The sequence below is a fragment of the Citrobacter amalonaticus genome (assembly GCF_002918555.1).
In the GTDB taxonomy this organism is placed as follows: Bacteria; Pseudomonadota; Gammaproteobacteria; order Enterobacterales; family Enterobacteriaceae; genus Citrobacter_C; species Citrobacter_C amalonaticus_A.
On the sequence record NZ_PQMB01000001.1, the window covers coordinates 47,259 to 66,314 of the forward strand.

The window sequence follows — 19,056 nt, forward strand, 5'->3', positions numbered from 1 at the left end:
AGTAATCTCTCTTACGTACCTGAACATAGCGCGTTAGAGTTAGTGAACGCGAATGCCTAAGCTCTTTTAGTAAATCAAAACATAATGAACGTTAAGTAACAGATTGATTTTCAAACCTTTATGTAAAGTTATGTCGTTCTGTCTATACTCTCGTACCGGGCAGATGATTTACTAAAAAAGTTTAACATTATCAGGAGAGCATTATGGCTGTTACTAATGTCGCTGAACTTAACGCACTCGTAGAGCGTGTGAAAAAAGCCCAGCGTGAATATGCCAGTTTCACTCAAGAACAAGTAGACAAAATCTTCCGCGCCGCCGCTCTGGCCGCTGCAGATGCTCGAATTCCCCTCGCTAAGATGGCCGTTGCTGAATCCGGCATGGGCATCATCGAAGATAAAGTGATTAAAAACCACTTTGCTTCCGAGTACATTTATAACGCATATAAAGATGAAAAGACCTGTGGCGTGCTGGCTGAAGACCACACCTTCGGGACTATCACCATCGCTGAGCCGATCGGTATCATCTGCGGTATCGTTCCAACGACTAACCCGACGTCTACGGCGATCTTTAAATCTCTGATCAGCCTGAAGACTCGTAACGCCATTATCTTCTCCCCGCATCCGCGTGCTAAAGAAGCGACCAACAAAGCTGCTGACATCGTTCTGCAGGCTGCGATTGCTGCGGGTGCGCCAAAAGATCTGATTGGCTGGATCGATCAACCTTCCGTTGAGCTGTCTAACGCGTTGATGCACCACCCGGACATCAACCTGATCCTTGCGACCGGTGGTCCGGGCATGGTTAAGGCGGCTTACAGCTCCGGTAAACCTGCTATCGGCGTTGGCGCAGGTAACACGCCAGTTGTTATCGACGAAACCGCTGATATCAAACGTGCTGTGGCTTCCGTACTGATGTCCAAGACCTTTGATAACGGCGTAATCTGTGCTTCAGAACAGTCTGTTGTCGTTGTTGATTCCGTATACGACGCCGTTCGTGAACGTTTCGCCAGCCACGGCGGCTACATGCTGCAGGGCAAAGAGCTGAAAGCGGTTCAGGACGTTATTCTGAAAAATGGCGCACTCAACGCCGCTATCGTTGGTCAGCCAGCCTACAAAATTGCTGAGCTGGCAGGCTTCTCCGTACCAGAAACCACCAAAATTCTGATCGGTGAAGTGACCGTGGTTGACGAAAGCGAACCGTTCGCTCACGAAAAACTGTCTCCAACGCTGGCAATGTACCGCGCGAAAGATTTTGAAGACGCGGTAGATAAAGCGGAAAAACTGGTAGCAATGGGTGGTATCGGTCATACCTCCTGTCTGTATACCGACCAGGATAACCAGCCGGAACGCGTTGCTTACTTCGGTCAGATGATGAAAACCGCGCGTATCCTGATTAACACCCCGGCTTCTCAGGGTGGTATCGGTGACCTGTATAACTTCAAACTCGCACCTTCCCTGACTCTGGGTTGTGGTTCCTGGGGTGGTAACTCCATCTCTGAAAACGTTGGTCCGAAACACCTGATCAACAAGAAAACCGTTGCTAAGCGAGCTGAAAACATGTTGTGGCACAAACTTCCGAAATCTATCTACTTCCGCCGTGGCTCTCTGCCAATCGCGCTGGATGAAGTGATTACTGATGGACACAAACGTGCGCTCATCGTGACCGACCGTTTCCTGTTCAACAACGGCTATGCAGACCAGATCACCTCCGTGTTGAAAGCGGCTGGCGTCGAAACTGAAGTCTTCTTTGAAGTTGAAGCTGACCCGACGCTGACTATCGTACGTAAAGGCGCAGAGCTGGCGAACTCCTTCAAACCAGATGTGATTATCGCTCTGGGCGGTGGTTCCCCGATGGATGCGGCGAAAATCATGTGGGTGATGTACGAGCATCCGGAAACTCACTTCGAAGAACTGGCACTGCGCTTTATGGACATCCGTAAGCGTATCTACAAGTTCCCGAAAATGGGTGTGAAAGCGAAAATGATTGCTATCACCACCACTTCCGGTACCGGTTCTGAAGTCACGCCGTTCGCCGTTGTGACCGACGACGCAACCGGTCAAAAATATCCGCTGGCTGACTACGCGCTGACCCCGGATATGGCGATTGTCGATGCCAACCTGGTAATGGACATGCCGAAGTCCCTGTGTGCTTTCGGTGGTCTGGATGCGGTAACTCACGCCCTGGAAGCTTACGTTTCCGTGCTGGCTTCTGAGTTCTCCGACGGTCAGGCTCTGCAGGCGCTGAAACTGCTGAAAGAAAACCTGCCAGCGTCCTACCATGAAGGGTCTAAAAACCCGGTAGCACGTGAGCGTGTTCACAGTGCAGCGACCATCGCCGGTATCGCGTTTGCTAACGCCTTCCTGGGTGTGTGTCACTCCATGGCGCACAAGCTGGGTTCTCAGTTCCACATTCCTCACGGTCTGGCGAACGCCCTGCTGATCAGCAACGTTATTCGTTATAACGCGAACGATAACCCGACTAAACAGACTGCATTCAGCCAGTACGACCGTCCTCAGGCACGTCGTCGCTACGCTGAAATCGCCGATCATCTGGGTCTGAGCGCTCCGGGCGACCGTACTGCGGCGAAAATCCAGAAACTGCTGGCATGGCTGGATGAAATCAAGGCTGAACTGGGTATTCCTAAGTCTATCCGTGAAGCTGGCGTGCAGGAAGCTGACTTCCTGGCTCACGTTGACAAGCTGTCTGAAGATGCTTTCGACGATCAGTGCACCGGCGCTAACCCGCGCTACCCGCTGATCTCCGAGCTGAAACAGATCCTGCTGGATACCTACTACGGTCGTGAGTACTCTGAAGGCGAAACTTTCGTTAAGAAAGAAGTGGTTGCCCCGAAAGCAGAGAAAAAAGCGAAGAAATCCGCTTAATCTGATATTTGCTAAGTTCTGACGAAAGCGGCCTCAATTGAGGCCGCTTTTTTTATCTCTTTATTTGTCATATCAGAGAGCGTAACGCTTATCAGATATGCGCTATTACTCGTGGCAATAGCTTTCCTGAATGGTGGTCAGAGAGCCCACCTCAAGCGCTTCTTTGTAATGTTTACGACACACCGAGACATAGCGTTCATTCCCGCCAATGACGACCTGCTCACCTTCGTTGTAAGGCCTTCCTGCTTGATCCAGGCGCAGTACCATGCTGGCCTTACGTCCACAAAAGCAGATTGTTTTTAACTCAACCAGTTTATCTGACCACGAGAGTAAGTATTGGCTGCCACCAAATAATTCGCCACGGAAGTCGGTTCTTAAACCATAGCAAAGAACCGGGATATCCAGTTGATCAACCACTTCCGATAAGTCATAGACCTGCTGACGGGTCAGGAACTGACATTCATCCACCAACACACAATGTATAGCCTGTTGCTGATTTTCCGCACGGATCTCTTCCAGCAATGATGAATTTTGGTTAAACAATTTTGCAGGCGAAGACAATCCTATACGTGAGCTGACTTTCCCCGCACCATAGCGATCGTCAATTTCCGCCGTATATACAACGGTACGCATCCCACGTTCCTGATAATTGTATGAAGACTGGAGTAAAGCAGTCGACTTACCTGCATTCATTGCTGAATAGTAGAAATATAGCTGTGCCATCGGCCACAGGACCTCACCTGAGTGAAATATAGAAAGTACGGAGTGTATCATAATTTACGGGCCTATCGCCGCCAGGCAGGTGTGAGAGGTTGTATATACGTCACATAGCGAACACATGTTTGTTCGCGGTGGGATAACGCCCTGATAAAGAAAAAATGTGATAACGGGGTGAGCAAAGATCGAGCAATGATACACATTCCGTCACAAATTGTGCCTCAGAAATTCATCAATCTGGCTTATCATCTGGAAACAAAATGGAAACCCTGTACTTATTGTTACTGTTCTTCATAACGGCTCGAATGTAATAGCGGATTCCGGTATGCGAAACTAATACAAAAGGTTGAAATCACTGCAAAGCGATACTATTTTGCGGCGATAAAATGTGACCTGAATCTGGAATTTTTACTCCTCCGCCAGGAGTATCCCCCCGACCAATAAGCTCATTTTAGTCCCTCTGCTCAGGCAAAATTTAAGGCACGATATATATTATGAGCAAAAAATAAATCGCAATTTTGAATTCCTTACATTCCTGGCTATTGCACATCTGAATTTAACGCTCTATTATTACCTCAACAAACCACCCCCAATATAAGTTTGAGATTACTAAAATGAGCGAAGCACTTAAAATTCTGAACAACATCCGTACTCTTCGTGCGCAGGCAAGAGAATGCACCCTTGAAACGCTTGAAGAAATGCTGGAAAAATTAGAAGTTGTTGTTAACGAACGTCGTGAAGAAGAAAGCGCGGCGGCCGCTGAAGTTGAAGAGCGCACTCGTAAACTGCAACAATATCGTGAAATGCTGATTGCTGACGGTATTGACCCGAATGAACTGCTGAATAGCATGGCTGCAGTTAAATCTGGTACCAAAGCGAAGCGCGCAGCACGTCCGGCTAAATATAGCTACGTTGACGAAAACGGTGAAACTAAAACCTGGACTGGCCAGGGTCGTACACCGGCTGTGATCAAAAAAGCGATGGAAGAGCAAGGTAAACAACTGGACGATTTCCTGATCAAGGAATAATCCGTAATTAGTTTGCTTACAATCCCGCCACTGGCGGGATTTTTTTTGTCGCTTATCAGGCGACCTCCCCCATCAGAGTTATGCAAAAAAAAACGGCGCTGAGCTAACAGCACCGTTACACAAAAAAAATTATAACGTACGGTTACTTCTTAATACCCATCTCTTCTTCGAGCCAGGCCTTAAATTCGTTGCCAAGCGTATTATGACGAATGCCGTATTCCACGAAAGCCTGCATGTAACCTAATTTATTACCGCAGTCGTGGCTTTTCCCTTTCATATGATAAGCTTCAACCGTTTCTTTTTCGATCAGCATATCAATCGCATCAGTTAACTGAATTTCATCCCCGGCGCCCGGAGGGGTTTTCGCCAGCAGAGGCCAGATATCTGCACTAAGAACATAACGCCCCACTACCGCAAGGTTTGAAGGCGCGACATCGGCTTTCGGCTTTTCAACAACGCCAACCATTGGCACACTCTCACCCGGTGCAAGCTCAACGCCTTTGCAATCCACAACGCCATAGGCGGTGACGTCTTCAACCGGTTCCACCATAATCTGGCTACAGCCTGTCTCGTCGAAACGACGAATCATTTCAGCAAGGTTATCGCGGGATAAATCAGATTCATATTCATCAAGAATTACGTCAGGAAGAATAACGGCGACTGGCTCATCCCCCATAACCGGATGCGCGCACAGAACGGCATGACCCAGACCTTTTGCCAGCCCCTGGCGCACTTGCATAATAGTTACGTGCGGTGGGCAAATGGATTGTACTTCTTCGAGAAGCTGACGCTTAACGCGTTTTTCCAGCATTGCTTCCAGTTCAAAACTGGTATCAAAGTGGTTTTCGATGGAGTTTTTCGAAGAGTGAGTTACCAGCACAATTTCAGTGATGCCAGCAGCAATACATTCGTTCACGACGTACTGAATTAATGGCTTATCAACCAGCGGCAGCATCTCTTTCGGGATGGCTTTCGTTGCCGGCAACATCCTGGTTCCTAATCCCGCTACCGGGATAACGGCTTTTTTGACTTTCGAGTTAATGGCAGCCATTTAAATTCTCCTGGACTGTTCATGTATTGAACGTGTTCATCAATCTGTATCGCATCCGAGTATATCAGCACTGACATCAGCTCCAGGACTGAAAAGGACGCGCGTTGGTATAATTAAGACAAATACGTATAAATCTGGAGCCGATGGTAACACTGGCAGAGAAAACAAGGGTAAGGCAATTTATCGCCCTCCTCTCGTTTGTTCATTCCGCAGACAGCATCAGACGAAGACGCCCTCCGGCTCCCCAAATTTGGCACTGCCAGGACTCGCAGCGCTGGCTTAATTGATTAAGGTAAGTATTGCCTAATGTCCCCAGCGGTACTCCATTGCTGATTTGAACATTATGGGTTCCCGTATTTAATGTGGCGTTCAACCCGGCAGAAACCAGAATCAGATTCTTTAACCCGCTGTGATAATAACCAACTAATAGTGGGAATTGCCCCGGTAAATTGGCCTGCCTGAGCAGATGGTTAACCTGTTTCAATAATGCGTCCAACTCAGGTAAACGCTGATTCTGGTGCGCAAGCTGCTCCTGCAACAAACCATTAAATAACGCCCGCAGCAACAACGCAGCCAGAACGCCATTATCCCCGGCTCGCGTAACATCCAGACAATAAAAGGCGAGGTCGTTATCGGACAGGGGTGCGATATCAAGAACCAACCCCGGCTTATCAGCGGCGACAAGCTGGCGATAATTTACCCGACAATGTGAAATAACCTGCTGGACTGGCGGCTGTAACTCCTGCAGTAATTTTGCCGCCGCCGCAGGATTATCGACCATCGCATCCCAGTCGCGAAAAAGACGTTCTTCTTCCTCAACTCTGGAATTAAACATGTTCGGATAAAGACAGGCAAAAACGGTTTCCCGAAGCCTGTTAAGATCCTTCACCGGCTTCAGCAGAACATCTTCAACTCCCAGACGCAGCGCCTTCGCGATGTCCGCCATATTTTCTGTCGCGGAGATCACCAGAATTGGCGTCCGATCGCCACGATTGCGCAAATGCTCCACCAGCTCAAGGCCGTTCATCACAGGCATCGCCAGATCGCAAATCATCAGATCAGGGACAAAATCCGCTAATACTTCCAGCGCCTCCAGTCCGTTTGTCGCCTGTGCTGTTATCGCTCCCAATGAGGAAAACCACGAATCCAGAAGCGAGCGAAACACCGGCTCATCTTCAACAATAAGAATCTGTTTTCCAACCAATGGCTGCGTCATGTTCTCTCCCCTGACTGGCTTTAATCAATAGTGGCACGCTATTGCCACCCTCGCCTGTCAGAATTTGCTTAAGTGTGCATTTAAAGGTGCGTCAAACGTCGGTACGTACCAGAGGTAAGAGTTCGTCCATCTTTTTCTCTACCGCCAGTTGGCCTGCCGCAATCGCGGCGTCGGCACGATGAAAATCCAGAGTAGAGATCTGCGGACAAAACGGTTGAATCAGAATATCAGGGGGATCGCCAGCCATACGGTTACGTTTAAGCCGATTTTCCAGAACCTGAATCGAGGTCGTCATGATTTCCATCGCCGTTGGCGGGGTCGCGACGCGACGCGCGGCAATATTGCCGAGACGCTCCTTTAACCGCGCGCGCCAGGACAATCCCTCACCATCGTTTTCGGGGCTGTCATCACTGACATTCAGAGAGAGCAAATCTTGCTGCATCAGATGAGCGTCGTGCTGCAAATCAACCGCAATCACGATATCCGCCCCTAAAGCCCTGGTCAGCGATATCGGAACCGGATTGACAACACCACCATCCACCAGCCAGTAACCATTATGGCCAACGGGGGACATTAAACCTGGAATACTACAGGAAGCACGAACGGCAAGATGCAGATCGCCTTCGGTAAACCACAGTTCACGACCGGTGCTCAGATTCGTTGCTACCGTGGCAAAACGTCGGGAACATTGTTCAATTTCGCCTACCGGCATAATTTCACGATACTGATTGAAGACCCGCTCGCCGCGAAGCAAACCGCCCCTGCGCCAGGAGAGATCCATCAACCGCAGAACATCCCAGTAGCTGAATGAACAGACCCACTCTTCAAGAGCGGGTAATTTGTTACAGGCATAAGCCGCTCCCACCAATGAACCAATGGAACAGCCTGCAACAATATCAATGTCAATGCCCATATGTTTCAGGGCCTTGATAACACCAATATGCGACCAGCCGCGAGCAGCACCGGAACCTAGCGCCAGCCCTATTTTTATTTTTCTCATTTTCCCTGCAAACTTCCCCTGGCTCGCGGACATGGCAACATCGCCCCCGCTCAGTTAACATAGTGCTACCCAGGCGACTTATACGCCTTTTTTTATTTCAGGAAGATGATTTGTGTCTCAGCTTTGTCCCTGTGGTAGCGCTGTCGAGTATAGCCTATGTTGCTACCGTTATGTGTCTGGTGAACAAGTAGCGCCCGATCCGTCACACCTCATGCGTTCTCGCTACAGCGCTTTTGTGATGAAAGACGCAAATTACTTAATCAGGACCTGGCATCCGAGCTGTAATGCTGGTGCCTTCCGCGATGATATTATTGCTGGTTTCGCCCATACCGAATGGCTGGGATTATCCATTTTTGAACATGCCACTTCTGAAAAAGAAGCGACCGGATACGTCAGCTTTGTCGCCCGCTTTCGCGAGCAGGGTAAAACCGGCGCAATCATTGAACGTTCTCGTTTTTTAAAAGAAAACGGTGAGTGGTACTATATTGACGGAACACGCCCGCAGTTTGGACGAAACGATCCCTGCCCTTGCCGGTCAGGTAAAAAATTTAAAAAGTGCTGCGGCTAGTCAATGACCGACGGTACTTAGCAAACACTCTCAACAGGATCCCCCTTGCAATGCATGCACTACAACGAAAAGTTCTGCGCACTATCTGCCCTGACCAGAAAGGTTTGATCGCGCGTATTACCAATATTTGCTACAAGCACGAACTGAACATCGTGCAGAACAATGAATTTGTTGACCATCGTACCGGACGCTTTTTTATGCGTACCGAACTGGAAGGCATTTTCAATGATTCCACTCTGTTGGCCGATCTGGACAGTGCATTACCGGAAGGATCGATTCGCGAGTTGAATCCGGCCGGCCGTCGCCGCGTGGTGATACTGGTCACTAAAGAAGCTCACTGTCTTGGCGACCTGTTGATGAAAGCCAACTACGGGGGACTTGATGTAGAAATCGCCGCCGTTATTGGCAACCATGAAACCCTGCGCTCGCTGGTGGAACGTTTTGAAATTCCTTTCGAACTGGTGAGCCATGAAGGACTCACCCGTGAAGAACACGATCGGCAGATGGCGGATGCCATTGATGCGCATCAGCCTGATTACGTGGTGCTGGCGAAATATATGCGCGTTCTGACGCCAGAGTTTGTGAAGCGATTCCCGAACAAGATTATCAATATTCACCATTCGTTCCTGCCCGCTTTTATCGGTGCCCGTCCATATCATCAGGCCTATGAGCGCGGCGTTAAAATAATTGGCGCAACGGCGCACTATGTGAATGACAATCTGGATGAAGGCCCAATCATCATGCAGGATGTGATTCATGTGGATCATACCTACACGGCAGAAGATATGATGCGCGCAGGCCGCGACGTTGAAAAGAACGTGTTGAGCCGCGCCCTGTATCAGGTGCTGGCGCAGCGCGTATTTGTCTACGGCAACCGAACGATTATTCTTTAATCGACAGATAAATGAATTGGTTACCTTTACATCTTTACGCGTAAAAATCAGGCAACCAGTGTATTTTTATCAACGGAATACTTTACAGTGGCGCGTCATTTGATATGATGCGCCCCGCTTCCCAAAAGGAAGCCGACAAATCAATTAGCATTACCCCGTGGTGGGGTTCCCGAGCGGCCAAAGGGAGCAGACTGTAAATCTGCCGTCATCGACTTCGAAGGTTCGAATCCTTCCCCCACCACCAATATTTCGCATTACTTCTACAATTTGAATTACCCCTGGTGGGGTTCCCGAGCGGCCAAAGGGAGCAGACTGTAAATCTGCCGTCATCGACTTCGAAGGTTCGAATCCTTCCCCCACCACCATCTCTATCTGTTGCACTCCAGCCAAATCACTCTCCTGTTCTCTCTATTCTGCCCATGTGGGGAAGGATGAGAAGCTTCGACTAAGGTTCGATTCGAGCGCCAGCGAGAAAGCGTTGCCGCAGGCAACGACCCGAAGGGCGAGGCGCTATGCGCCGAGTAATCCTTCCCCCACCACCATCTCTTATCTGTTGCACCCCAGTTAAATCACTCTCCTGTTCTCTCTATTCTGCCCATGTGGGGAAGGATGAGAAGCTTCGACTAAGGTTCGATTCGAGCGCCAGCGAGAAAGCGTTGCCGCAGGCAACGACCCGAAGGGCGAGGCGCTATGCGCCGAGTAATCCTTCCCCCACCACCATCACCTCATATAGCACCAGCATCCAATCCATCTGTAATGCCCCATACCCTACCCTCGATCAAGCCTCAATTCGGGTCGGCAATTTGCCTGATGCGCTATGTTTATCCGGCATTAGTCGTAAAAAAACCCTGCCGGAGCAGGGTTCAGCAACACGCAACGTCGTCTTAGCGACGGGCGCGTACGACCTGATACTTACGCGTCAGATATTCGACCGGCGCGCTCCAGATGTGTACCAGACGGGAGAACGGGAACAGCAGAAACAAGGTCATCCCCAGAACCAGGTGCAGTCGGAAAATAAACGCAACGCCCTCGAGATGCCCGGACGCGCCACCGTGGAAGGTGACCACAGACTGCGCCCAACCTACCAGTTTCATCATCTCGCTGCCGTCCATATGCTGAGCCGAGAACGGAATAGTCAGCAGTCCCAGCGCGCACTGGATCACCAGCAGAGAGAGAATCAGGATATCTGCCCCGGTCGTGGTGGCTCGTACGCGTGGGCTGAACAGACGGCGCTTCAGCAGCAAGATCCCCCCCACCAGCGTCATTACGCCACAGGTGCCACCCGCAATCATCGCCATCTTCTGCTTCACGTCAACGGGCAGAAAAGCCTCATACATCCAGTGCGGCGTCAGCATTCCCAGAAAATGACCGGCGAAAATACCTAAAATCCCAAAGTGGAACAGGTTGGAAGCCAGATTCATTCCTTTGCGATCCAGCATCTGGCTGGAGGCCGCACGCCAGGTGTACTGACCATAGTCATAACGCAGCCAGCTACCAATCAGAAATACCGAGCCCGCAATATAGGGATAGATGTCAAAGAAGAACATGTTAAGGAAGTGCATTAGTGCTGTCCTCCGTTGGTGATATTCAGGTATTGCGGTGCAACGGCCCCGGCAAAACGACGCTGGTGAGCAGAGATTTCAGACTCGCCGCAGCCCTGATCGGCAAAGAATTTCACCTGCTCTTCTTCCCAGACCGCATCGAGGGCCTGAGGCGTATCATCGCGGACTTCATCCGCAATTTTTTCTGCCACTTTGTCACTGTCGATAGCGGTATTGGCCAGCTTCAGCAGCAGGTTGAACAGCACTGCGTAACCGCTTTCACGCTGTTGCAGGCGCGCGCTGAGTAACGCCAGAATCGGCGCGATATCCTGCAAACCGCCCAGCGCTTCATTTTTCGGCAGTTGCGCCAGATACTCCAGGTACAGCGGCAGATGGTCCGGCAGCTCACGGCTGTCGAGCTGTAAACCGTGCTGCTCATACTGAGCCATCAGGTTAACCATCGCCTGGCCGCGATCGCGGGATTCACCGTGTACGTGTTCAAACAACAGCAGAGACGTCGCACGACCACGGTCGAAAAGCTCGCTGTAGCGTGCCTGAACGTCCAGCATGTCCTGCGCGGTTAAATCACGCAGGAAGATCCCCAGAGCATGGGCATCTTCTTTTTCCAGGTTTTCAGATGACGCGAGTGCATCGAAAAGTTCCTGCTGATGCTGCCACAAGGCAGCATCCGGGTACTCGAGCAGACGCGAAACAATGACAAGTTCAATCATTGGTGCGGCTCCGTTTTGCTGGTTACATCGACAGCGTCGATGCGGCGGCTGTTGAACAGGTTAAATTGGCTATCAGAACCGTGGCAGCCGTCACCGAAGGTAAAGCCACAACCGCTTTTTTCCGGGAACGCATCACGCGCCAGTTCACGGTGGCTGCCCGGTACCACGAAACGATCTTCGTAGTTGGCAATCGCCAGATAACGATACATCTCCTGCGCCTGCGCTTCGCTCACCCCCACCTCTTCCAGCGCACGGGTGTCAATTTTACCGTCAACGGTTTCCGCACGTTTGTAGTGGCGCATGGCGAGCATACGTTTCAGCGCCAACAGTACCGGCTGCGTGTCCCCTGCGGTCAGGAGGTTTGCCAGGTACTGTACCGGAATACGCAGGCTGTCCACGTCCGGCAGAATACCGTTACTGCCCAGCTCGCCTGCATCTGCCGCAGACTGGATCGGTGACAGCGGCGGCACGTACCAGACCATCGGTAAAGTGCGATATTCCGGGTGCAGCGGCAGCGCCAGCTTCCAGTCCATCGCCATTTTGTAAACCGGTGACTGCTGTGCGGCATCAATGACGCTCAGCGGAATACCATCTTTCAGCGCCTGTTCAATAACGGCCGGATCGCTGGGATCGAGGAACACGTCCAGTTGACGCTGGTACAGATCTTTCTCGTTCTCAGTGCTGGCTGCGCTTTCAATGGCATCAGCGTCGTACAGCAGCACGCCGAGGTAACGGATACGTCCCACGCAGGTTTCGGAGCACACGGTCGGCTGACCCGCTTCGATACGCGGATAGCAGAAAATGCACTTCTCAGATTTCCCGCTTTTCCAGTTGAAGTAGATCTTCTTGTACGGGCAACCGGTGATGCACATGCGCCAGCCGCGGCATTTGTCCTGGTCGATCAGGACGATGCCATCCTCTTCACGCTTGTAGATAGCGCCGCTTGGGCAGGTTGCCACACATGCCGGATTAAGACAGTGCTCACACAGGCGCGGCAGATACATCATGAAGGTGTTTTCGAACTGGCCGTACATCGCCTTCTGCATGTTCTCGAAGTTCTGGTCTTTGGCGCGTTTTTCAAACTCGCCGCCCAGAATCTCCTCCCAGTTCGGACCGCTGGTGATTTTATCCATCCGCTTACCGGTAATCAGGGAACGCGGACGGGCAATCGGCTGATGCTTGCTTTCCGGCGCGGTATGCAGGTTCTGGTAGTCGTAATCAAACGGTTCGTAATAATCATCAATACCCGGCAGATGTGGGTTAGCGAAGATTTTACCGAGTAGCATCGCGCGGTTGCCCATGCGCGGCTGCAGCTTACCGTTGATTTTACGGATCCAGCCGCCCTTCCATTTTTCCTGGTTTTCCCAGTCATTCGGAAAACCAACGCCGGGTTTACTTTCCACGTTGTTAAACCAGGCGTATTCCATACCTTCACGGCTGGTCCAGACGTTTTTACAGGTCACTGAACAGGTGTGGCAGCCGATGCACTTATCAAGATTCAGCACCATGCCGACTTGTGAACGAATTTTCATTTTACGCTCTCCTGTACCTGGTCATTGCCTTCGCCGTCCAGCCAGTTAATGTTCTTCATCTTACGTACAACTACAAACTCATCGCGGTTTGAACCGACGGTACCGTAATAGTTAAAGCCATAAGCCAGCTGCGCATAGCCGCCGATCATATGGGTCGGTTTCGGCGTAATACGGGTCACGGAGTTATGAATACCGCCGCGTTGCCGGGTGATTTCTGAGCCTGGCAGGTTAACGATTCGTTCCTGGGCGTGGTACATCATGGTCATCCCCGCCGGCACGCGCTGGCTTACTACCGCACGCGCGGTCAACGCACCGTTGCTGTTGAAGACCTCAATCCAGTCGTTATCTTCGATACCCAAATCTTTGGCGTCGGCTTCGCTCATCCAGACAATCGGGCCACCGCGGGACAGCGTCAGCATCAGCAGATTGTCGCTGTAGGTAGAGTGAATCCCCCACTTCTGGTGTGGCGTCAGGAAGTTGAGCGCCTTCTCCGGATTACCATTGGATTTCTCCCCCATCACGGCTTTCACCGAACGGGTGTCGATTGGCGGACGGTAAACCAGCAGGCTTTCACCAAAATCACGCATCCACTGATGATCCTGATACAGAGACTGACGCCCCGTCAGCGTGCGCCATGGGATCAGCTCATGAACGTTGGTGTAACCTGCGTTGTAGGAGACGTGCTCATCTTCCAGGCCAGACCAGGTCGGGCTGGAGATAATTTTGCGCGGCTGCGCCTGAATATCGCGGAAGCGGATTTTCTCTTCCTCTTTATTGGTTGCCAGATGCGTATGGTCGCGACCGGTAAATTCACTGAGCGCAGCCCAGGCTTTCACCGCCACGTGACCGTTGGTTTCCGGCGCCAGAGTGAGGATCATCTCTGCCGCATCAATCGCGGTATTCAGCATCGGCTGGCCTTTGGCCGGACCGTCTGCTTTGGTGTAATTGAGCTTACGCAGCAGATCCATTTCGCTCTGGGTATTCCAGGCAATCCCTTTCCCGCCGTTACCGATTTTCTCCATCAGTGGTCCGATGGAGGTAAAGCGTTCATAAGTTGCCGGATAGTCACGTTCAACGGTCATGATATGCGGAGCCGTTACGCCCGGGATCAGGTCGCATTCGCCTTTTTTCCAGTCTTTCACATCGAACGGCTGCGCCAGTTCAGCGGCAGAGTCGTGCTGAATGGGCAGCGTGACCACATCCGTTTCTTTCCCCAGGTGACCCACACACACTTCAGAGAATTTCTTCGCGATGTCTTTGTAGATTTCCCAGTCGCTTTTGGATTCCCAGGCCGGGTCAACGGCGGCAGACAGTGGATGAATAAACGGATGCATGTCCGACGTATTCATGTCGTCTTTTTCATACCAGGTGGCGGTCGGCAGCACGATGTCGGAGTAGAGGCAGGTGCTCGACAGACGGAAATCCAGCGTCACGACCAGATCCAGCTTGCCATCCAGACCGTTATCCTGCCATTCCACTTCTTCCGGCTTCACGCCGCCCTGCTGCCCAAGATCTGTCCCCTGAATACCGTGCTCGGTACCCAGCAGATATTTCAGCATGTACTCGTGACCTTTACCGGAAGAACCAAGCAGGTTAGAACGCCAGATGAACAGGTTACGCGGATGGTTTTTGCCGTTTTCCGGCTGCTCTGCGGCAAAGCGAAGAGAACCGTCTTTCAGGGATTTGACAGTGTAATCCACCGGCGTCATCCCGACTTTTTCCGCTTCACGTGCGATGTACAGCGGGTTGGTTCCCAGCTGCGGGGCAGACGGCAGCCACCCCATACGTTCAGCGCGAACGTTAAAGTCAATCAAATGGCCGCTGTAGCGGGATTTATCCGCCATCGGCGACAGCAGTTCCTGCGCCGTCACCGTCTCGTAGCGCCACTGGCTGGAGTGGTTATAGAAGTATGACGTGCTGTTCATATGGCGCGCCGGACGCTGCCAGTCGAGGGCAAACGCCAGCGGCTGCCAGCCGGTCTGCGGGCGCAGTTTTTCCTGTCCAACATAGTGCGCCCAGCCGCCGCCGCTCTGACCGATACAGCCGCAGAACACCAGCATATTGATAAGCCCACGATAGTTCATATCGAGGTGATACCAGTGGTTCAGACCGGCACCGACGATGATCATCGAACGACCGTGCGTTTTGTCAGCGTTATCAGCAAATTCACGGGCTATACGGGCGATCTGCGCACGCGGGACACCCGTGATTTGCTCTGCCCACGCCGGAGTATAGGCTTTGATATCGTCATAGTTGGTTGCACAATTTGCGTCGTTCAGGCCGCGCTCCAGACCGTAGTTGGCCATGGTCAGGTCATAAACGGTTGTGACCAGCGCGGCAGAACCGTCCGCCAGTTGCAGGCGTTTTACCGGCAATTTGTGCAACAGCACATTTTCCAGTTCAACTTTATTGAAGTGCTCGCTGCCTTCGCCGCCAAAGTACGGGAAGCCGACTTCAGCAATCTCATCATGACTCCCCAACAGGCTAAGCTGCAATTCTGCTTCCTGACCTGTCGCACCGTCGCGCTGTTCGAGATTCCATTTACCTTTCTCACCCCAGCGGAAACCGATAGATCCATTCGGGGCGATCATGTCACCGTCAGTATTCATCGCGACGGTTTTCCATTCCGGATTATTTTCCTGGCCCAGCGCATCCACCAGATCGGCTGCGCGAAGCATACGGCCTGCCGCATAATACCCCTCACGCTCTTCCAGCAGCACCAGCATCGGCATGTCGGTGTAGCGCCGAACATAATCGGTAAAGTATTGACCTGGATTGTCGAGGTGGAACTCGCGCAGAATGACGTGGCCCATCGCCAGTGCCATTGCCGCATCGGTACCCTGCTTCGGTGCCAGCCACAGATCGCAAAGTTTTGCGATTTCAGCGTAGTCCGGGGTCACCGCAACCGTTTTAGTGCCTTTATAGCGAACTTCCGTGAAGAAGTGAGCGTCCGGGGTGCGGGTTTGCGGTACGTTAGACCCCCAGGCGATGATGTAGCTGGAGTTGTACCAGTCAGCAGATTCCGGAACGTCGGTCTGCTCACCCCAGGTCTGCGGAGACGCTGGCGGCAGGTCGCAGTACCAGTCGTAAAAACTCAGGCAGGTGCCACCAATCAGGGAGAGATAACGGGCGCCGGAGGCGTAAGAAACCATCGACATTGCCGGAATCGGCGAGAAGCCAGCCACGCGATCGGGACCGTAGGTTTTCACGGTATAGACGTTGGAAGCAGCAATCAGCTCATTGACTTCCTGCCAGGAGGAGCGGACAAAACCGCCACGACCACGCGCTTGTTTGAAGCTTTTGGCTTTGCCAGCGTCTTCAATGATGGAGGCCCAGGCGTCGACCGGATCGCTGTGCAATTTCTTCGCTTCACGCCACATCTTCATCAGACGCTTGCGCATTAGCGGATATTTCAGACGGTTAGCGCTGTAGAGATACCAGGAGTAACTTGCCCCACGCGGGCATCCACGCGGCTCATGGTTAGGCATATCCGGGCGGGTACGCGGGTAGTCCGTTTGCTGGGTTTCCCAGGTGACCAGACCGTTTTTCACGTAGATTTTCCAGCTGCATGAACCGGTGCAGTTCACCCCATGAGTTGAGCGCACGATTTTATCGTGCTGCCAACGCTGGCGATATCCATCCTCCCAGTCCCGGTTAGTTTCGAGAAGCTGGCCATGCCCATCGGCAAAGGTTTCGCCCTTCTGCTTGAAGTAGCGAAACCGGTCCAGGAATTTACTCATCGGTTCTCTCCTGTTGGAGCCTCACGGCTCTCTGATAAATCGACATTGCTTAATTGGGAGCGAAAGTAACGCGCTGAATGGGCGTGAGAATTGATAACGATCAAGGCTGGAAGGGATGAAAATAGCGGGTAGTTTTTTACATACTCCTTTTTGGGGAGACGAGAAAAATGATTAACTTTATGATTATATTCGTTATTTTCAAAAACAGTTATTCTGTGAATGTTAAGTTCTTTACAAGTGGGTATTAAGGGGTATCCCCCCTGGTTGACCCTTTCATGACACGGTGGTCACAGGCCATCGTTACGATAAATACAAAAGTATGTTGTAACTAAATACAGATGAAAAAAAGCGCGGTTTAACTCCGCGCAAAGGATAATCAACCCTGGACGCCATCCTTCAGGCTGCCTCTGCGTTAGCGTTGTCAGCCCGGTCACTGACTTACGTGAACTCCGGGGAACTGACTTCCCTTCCGCCTTGATGCGGCCTGAATGATATTGTGTATTTACGCTATTGTTATTTTTTAGAATGCCGTCCGTATACCAGCCAGGTGATGACCACGCAGGCGATATAGAAAACAAGGAACACTTTCATCGCGCCTGTCGGGGAACCGGTTAACGCCAGAGAAGAACCAAACGCTTTCGGGATAAAGAAGCCGCCAATCGCGCCAATCGCGGAGATAAAGCCCAGCGCCGCGGCCGTATCGGTTGCCGCTTCACGCATCGCTTTCTCTTCACCGCCGCCCTCTGCTTTCACGCGATCCATCGTCAGCTTGCGGAAGATAATGGAGATCATCTGGAAGGTTGAACCGCTCCCCAGTCCTGCCGTCAGGAACAGAGCCAGGAAGACAGCAAAGAAGGCAATAAAGCTGCCGCCTGTACCGTTGGTCGGTAAGGTCAGGAACAGCAGTCCGCTGAAAATTGCCATCAGGACAAAGTTAACCAGCGTGACGCGAGTACCGCCTAAACGGTCAGAGATTGCGCCTCCCGCAGAGCGTGCCAGCGCGCCAACAAACGGTCCGAAGAAGGCATAATGCAGGATCTGCACGTCCGGGAACTGGGTTCTGGAAAGCATCGCGAAACCCGCAGAGAAGCCGATAAATGAGCCGAAGGTCGCCAGATACAGCAGGCTCATGATCCACAGATGCCCCCGTTTAAGTACCGGCAATTGCTCCTTCAGCGAGGCCTTTGAGGTGGCCAGTTCGTTCATGCCGAACCATGCAGCCAGTGTGAAGATGGCCAGGAACGGCACCCAAATCCAGGCGGCGTTCGCCAGATAGAGCTGAGAGCCGTCCGGTTGTTCGACGCCGTGGCTGCCGAAGATAGCAAAAATTGAGAGGGAAACGACCAGCGGCGCAACCAGCTGCATCACGCTAACGCCCATATTTCCCAGGCCACCGTTCAGCCCCAGCGCACCACCCTGCTTCTGCTTCGGAAAGAAGAAACTGATGTTTGCCATACTGGACGCAAAGTTCGCACCGGCAAAACCGCACAGCAGAGAGATCAGAATGAAGGTACTGTACGGCGTGGAGGTATCCTGTACGGCAAAGCCCAACCATACGCAAGGCACGATCAGGATCCCGGTACTGAAGGCAGTCCAGCGACGCCCCCCAAACAGGGGCACCATAAAGGAGTAAGGCACACGCAGCAATGCGCCAGAGACAGAGGGCAACGCTGTCAGCATAAACAGCTGATCGGTTGTGAAGTTAAATCCTACTTTAGGCAGATTCACCGCCACAGCACTAAATAACATCCACACGCAAAACGCCAGCAGCAGACAGGGGACGGAAATCCACAGGTTACGGCTGGCGATACGATGACCCCGCAGCTTCCAGAATGCCGGATCCTCCGGTCTCCATTCTGTAATGACTGCGCCTGACGCCCTTTCGGGGACGGATGAGTGACTCATAGACACCTCTGATACTTGTTTCGATGCCTGCAACCTTAGGGTTTACGACCGAAGGTAAGTTGATATAAATCAAAGGAAAAGAGGTCATTATTGGCGGCGTAAATTTATCATCCTCCCAAGTGAGTAGCCTTTGTCGGCTAAAAAGATGTGGTTTTTCACGGTGCTGTGAATCCTTACTCCTTACCTCCAGGAATGCGTCATACTCATGGCAATTAAGGGGTAGCTCGTTGTAGGTATGGGTATACTCCGGGCGAT

13 protein-coding genes, 2 tRNA genes and 2 other RNA genes are annotated in these 19,056 nt (G+C 51.8%); 8 read left to right on the plus strand and 9 right to left on the minus strand.

What is annotated here, in order from left to right; genetic code table 11:
* Positions 1 to 203 precede the first annotated feature (203 nt).
* Entirely contained in the window at positions 204 to 2,879 is a 2,676-nt protein-coding gene (gene adhE, locus C3432_RS00255; protein ID WP_103774721.1) for a bifunctional acetaldehyde-CoA/alcohol dehydrogenase, read from the plus strand.
* 105 nt (positions 2,880 to 2,984) lie between these two features.
* On the opposite strand, the gene tdk is transcribed toward adhE, so the two are convergent.
* On the minus strand, positions 2,985 to 3,602 hold the full coding sequence (tdk, locus tag C3432_RS00260) for a thymidine kinase (RefSeq protein WP_103774722.1): 618 nt from the start codon (positions 3,600 to 3,602) through the stop codon (positions 2,985 to 2,987).
* A gap of 608 nt (positions 3,603 to 4,210) precedes the next feature.
* On the opposite strand from tdk, the gene hns reads away from it, so the two are divergent.
* Positions 4,211 to 4,624: a histone-like nucleoid-structuring protein H-NS gene (gene hns, locus C3432_RS00265; RefSeq protein WP_042318627.1), complete on the plus strand. Its 414-nt coding sequence runs from the start codon at positions 4,211 to 4,213 to the stop codon at positions 4,622 to 4,624.
* A gap of 142 nt (positions 4,625 to 4,766) precedes the next feature.
* On the opposite strand, the gene galU is transcribed toward hns, so the two are convergent.
* From galU to rssA, 3 genes are all read right to left on the minus strand, one after another.
* Positions 4,767 to 5,675: a UTP--glucose-1-phosphate uridylyltransferase GalU gene (gene galU / locus C3432_RS00270; RefSeq protein ID WP_103774723.1), complete on the minus strand. Its 909-nt coding sequence runs from the start codon at positions 5,673 to 5,675 to the stop codon at positions 4,767 to 4,769.
* 202 nt (positions 5,676 to 5,877) lie between these two features.
* Positions 5,878 to 6,891: a two-component system response regulator RssB gene (gene rssB / locus C3432_RS00275; protein WP_103774724.1), complete on the minus strand. Its 1,014-nt coding sequence runs from the start codon at positions 6,889 to 6,891 to the stop codon at positions 5,878 to 5,880.
* Positions 6,892 to 6,982: 91 nt separating this feature from the next.
* Positions 6,983 to 7,891 (minus strand): patatin-like phospholipase RssA, encoded by a 909-nt coding sequence (gene rssA, locus C3432_RS00280; protein ID WP_103774725.1) that lies wholly within the window; start codon positions 7,889 to 7,891, stop codon positions 6,983 to 6,985.
* A gap of 112 nt (positions 7,892 to 8,003) precedes the next feature.
* Between rssA and C3432_RS00285 the strand changes: the two genes are divergently transcribed.
* From C3432_RS00285 to C3432_RS00310, 6 genes are all read left to right on the plus strand, one after another.
* A complete protein-coding gene (locus C3432_RS00285) occupies positions 8,004 to 8,459 on the plus strand; it encodes a YchJ family protein (protein ID WP_103774726.1) in 456 nt (151 codons plus the stop codon).
* A gap of 50 nt (positions 8,460 to 8,509) precedes the next feature.
* Positions 8,510 to 9,352, plus strand: a complete 843-nt coding sequence (gene purU / locus C3432_RS00290) for a formyltetrahydrofolate deformylase (RefSeq protein WP_103774727.1) — start codon at positions 8,510 to 8,512, stop codon at positions 9,350 to 9,352.
* A gap of 159 nt (positions 9,353 to 9,511) precedes the next feature.
* Positions 9,512 to 9,596, plus strand: a tRNA-Tyr gene (locus C3432_RS00295).
* Positions 9,597 to 9,632: 36 nt separating this feature from the next.
* Positions 9,633 to 9,717, plus strand: a tRNA-Tyr gene (locus tag C3432_RS00300).
* 45 nt (positions 9,718 to 9,762) lie between these two features.
* Positions 9,763 to 9,894: non-coding RNA, RtT sRNA (locus C3432_RS00305), on the plus strand.
* A gap of 46 nt (positions 9,895 to 9,940) precedes the next feature.
* Positions 9,941 to 10,072, plus strand: a non-coding RNA gene (locus tag C3432_RS00310) — RtT sRNA.
* Positions 10,073 to 10,236: 164 nt separating this feature from the next.
* Here C3432_RS00310 and narI read toward each other — a convergent pair.
* From narI to C3432_RS00335, 5 genes are all read right to left on the minus strand, one after another.
* Positions 10,237 to 10,914 carry a respiratory nitrate reductase subunit gamma gene (gene narI / locus C3432_RS00315; RefSeq protein WP_103774728.1) on the minus strand — a complete coding sequence of 226 codons (678 nt, stop codon included), beginning with the start codon at positions 10,912 to 10,914 and terminating at the stop codon, positions 10,237 to 10,239.
* Positions 10,914 to 11,624 (minus strand): nitrate reductase molybdenum cofactor assembly chaperone, encoded by a 711-nt coding sequence (gene narJ, locus C3432_RS00320; RefSeq protein ID WP_103774729.1) that lies wholly within the window; start codon positions 11,622 to 11,624, stop codon positions 10,914 to 10,916. The genes narI and narJ overlap by 1 nt, the downstream gene beginning before the upstream one ends.
* Complete coding sequence (gene narH, locus C3432_RS00325; protein WP_103774730.1) at positions 11,621 to 13,156, minus strand: nitrate reductase subunit beta; 1,536 nt, start codon at positions 13,154 to 13,156, stop codon at positions 11,621 to 11,623. The genes narJ and narH overlap by 4 nt, the downstream gene beginning before the upstream one ends.
* The gene (locus C3432_RS00330) at positions 13,153 to 16,896 is read right to left on the minus strand and encodes a nitrate reductase subunit alpha (protein WP_103774731.1); all 3,744 of its coding nucleotides are present in this window, start codon (positions 16,894 to 16,896) and stop codon (positions 13,153 to 13,155) included. Before C3432_RS00330 ends, narH begins: the two co-directional genes overlap by 4 nt.
* A gap of 513 nt (positions 16,897 to 17,409) precedes the next feature.
* Entirely contained in the window at positions 17,410 to 18,801 is a 1,392-nt protein-coding gene (locus tag C3432_RS00335) for a NarK family nitrate/nitrite MFS transporter (RefSeq protein WP_103774732.1), read from the minus strand.
* Positions 18,802 to 19,056 lie beyond the last annotated feature (255 nt).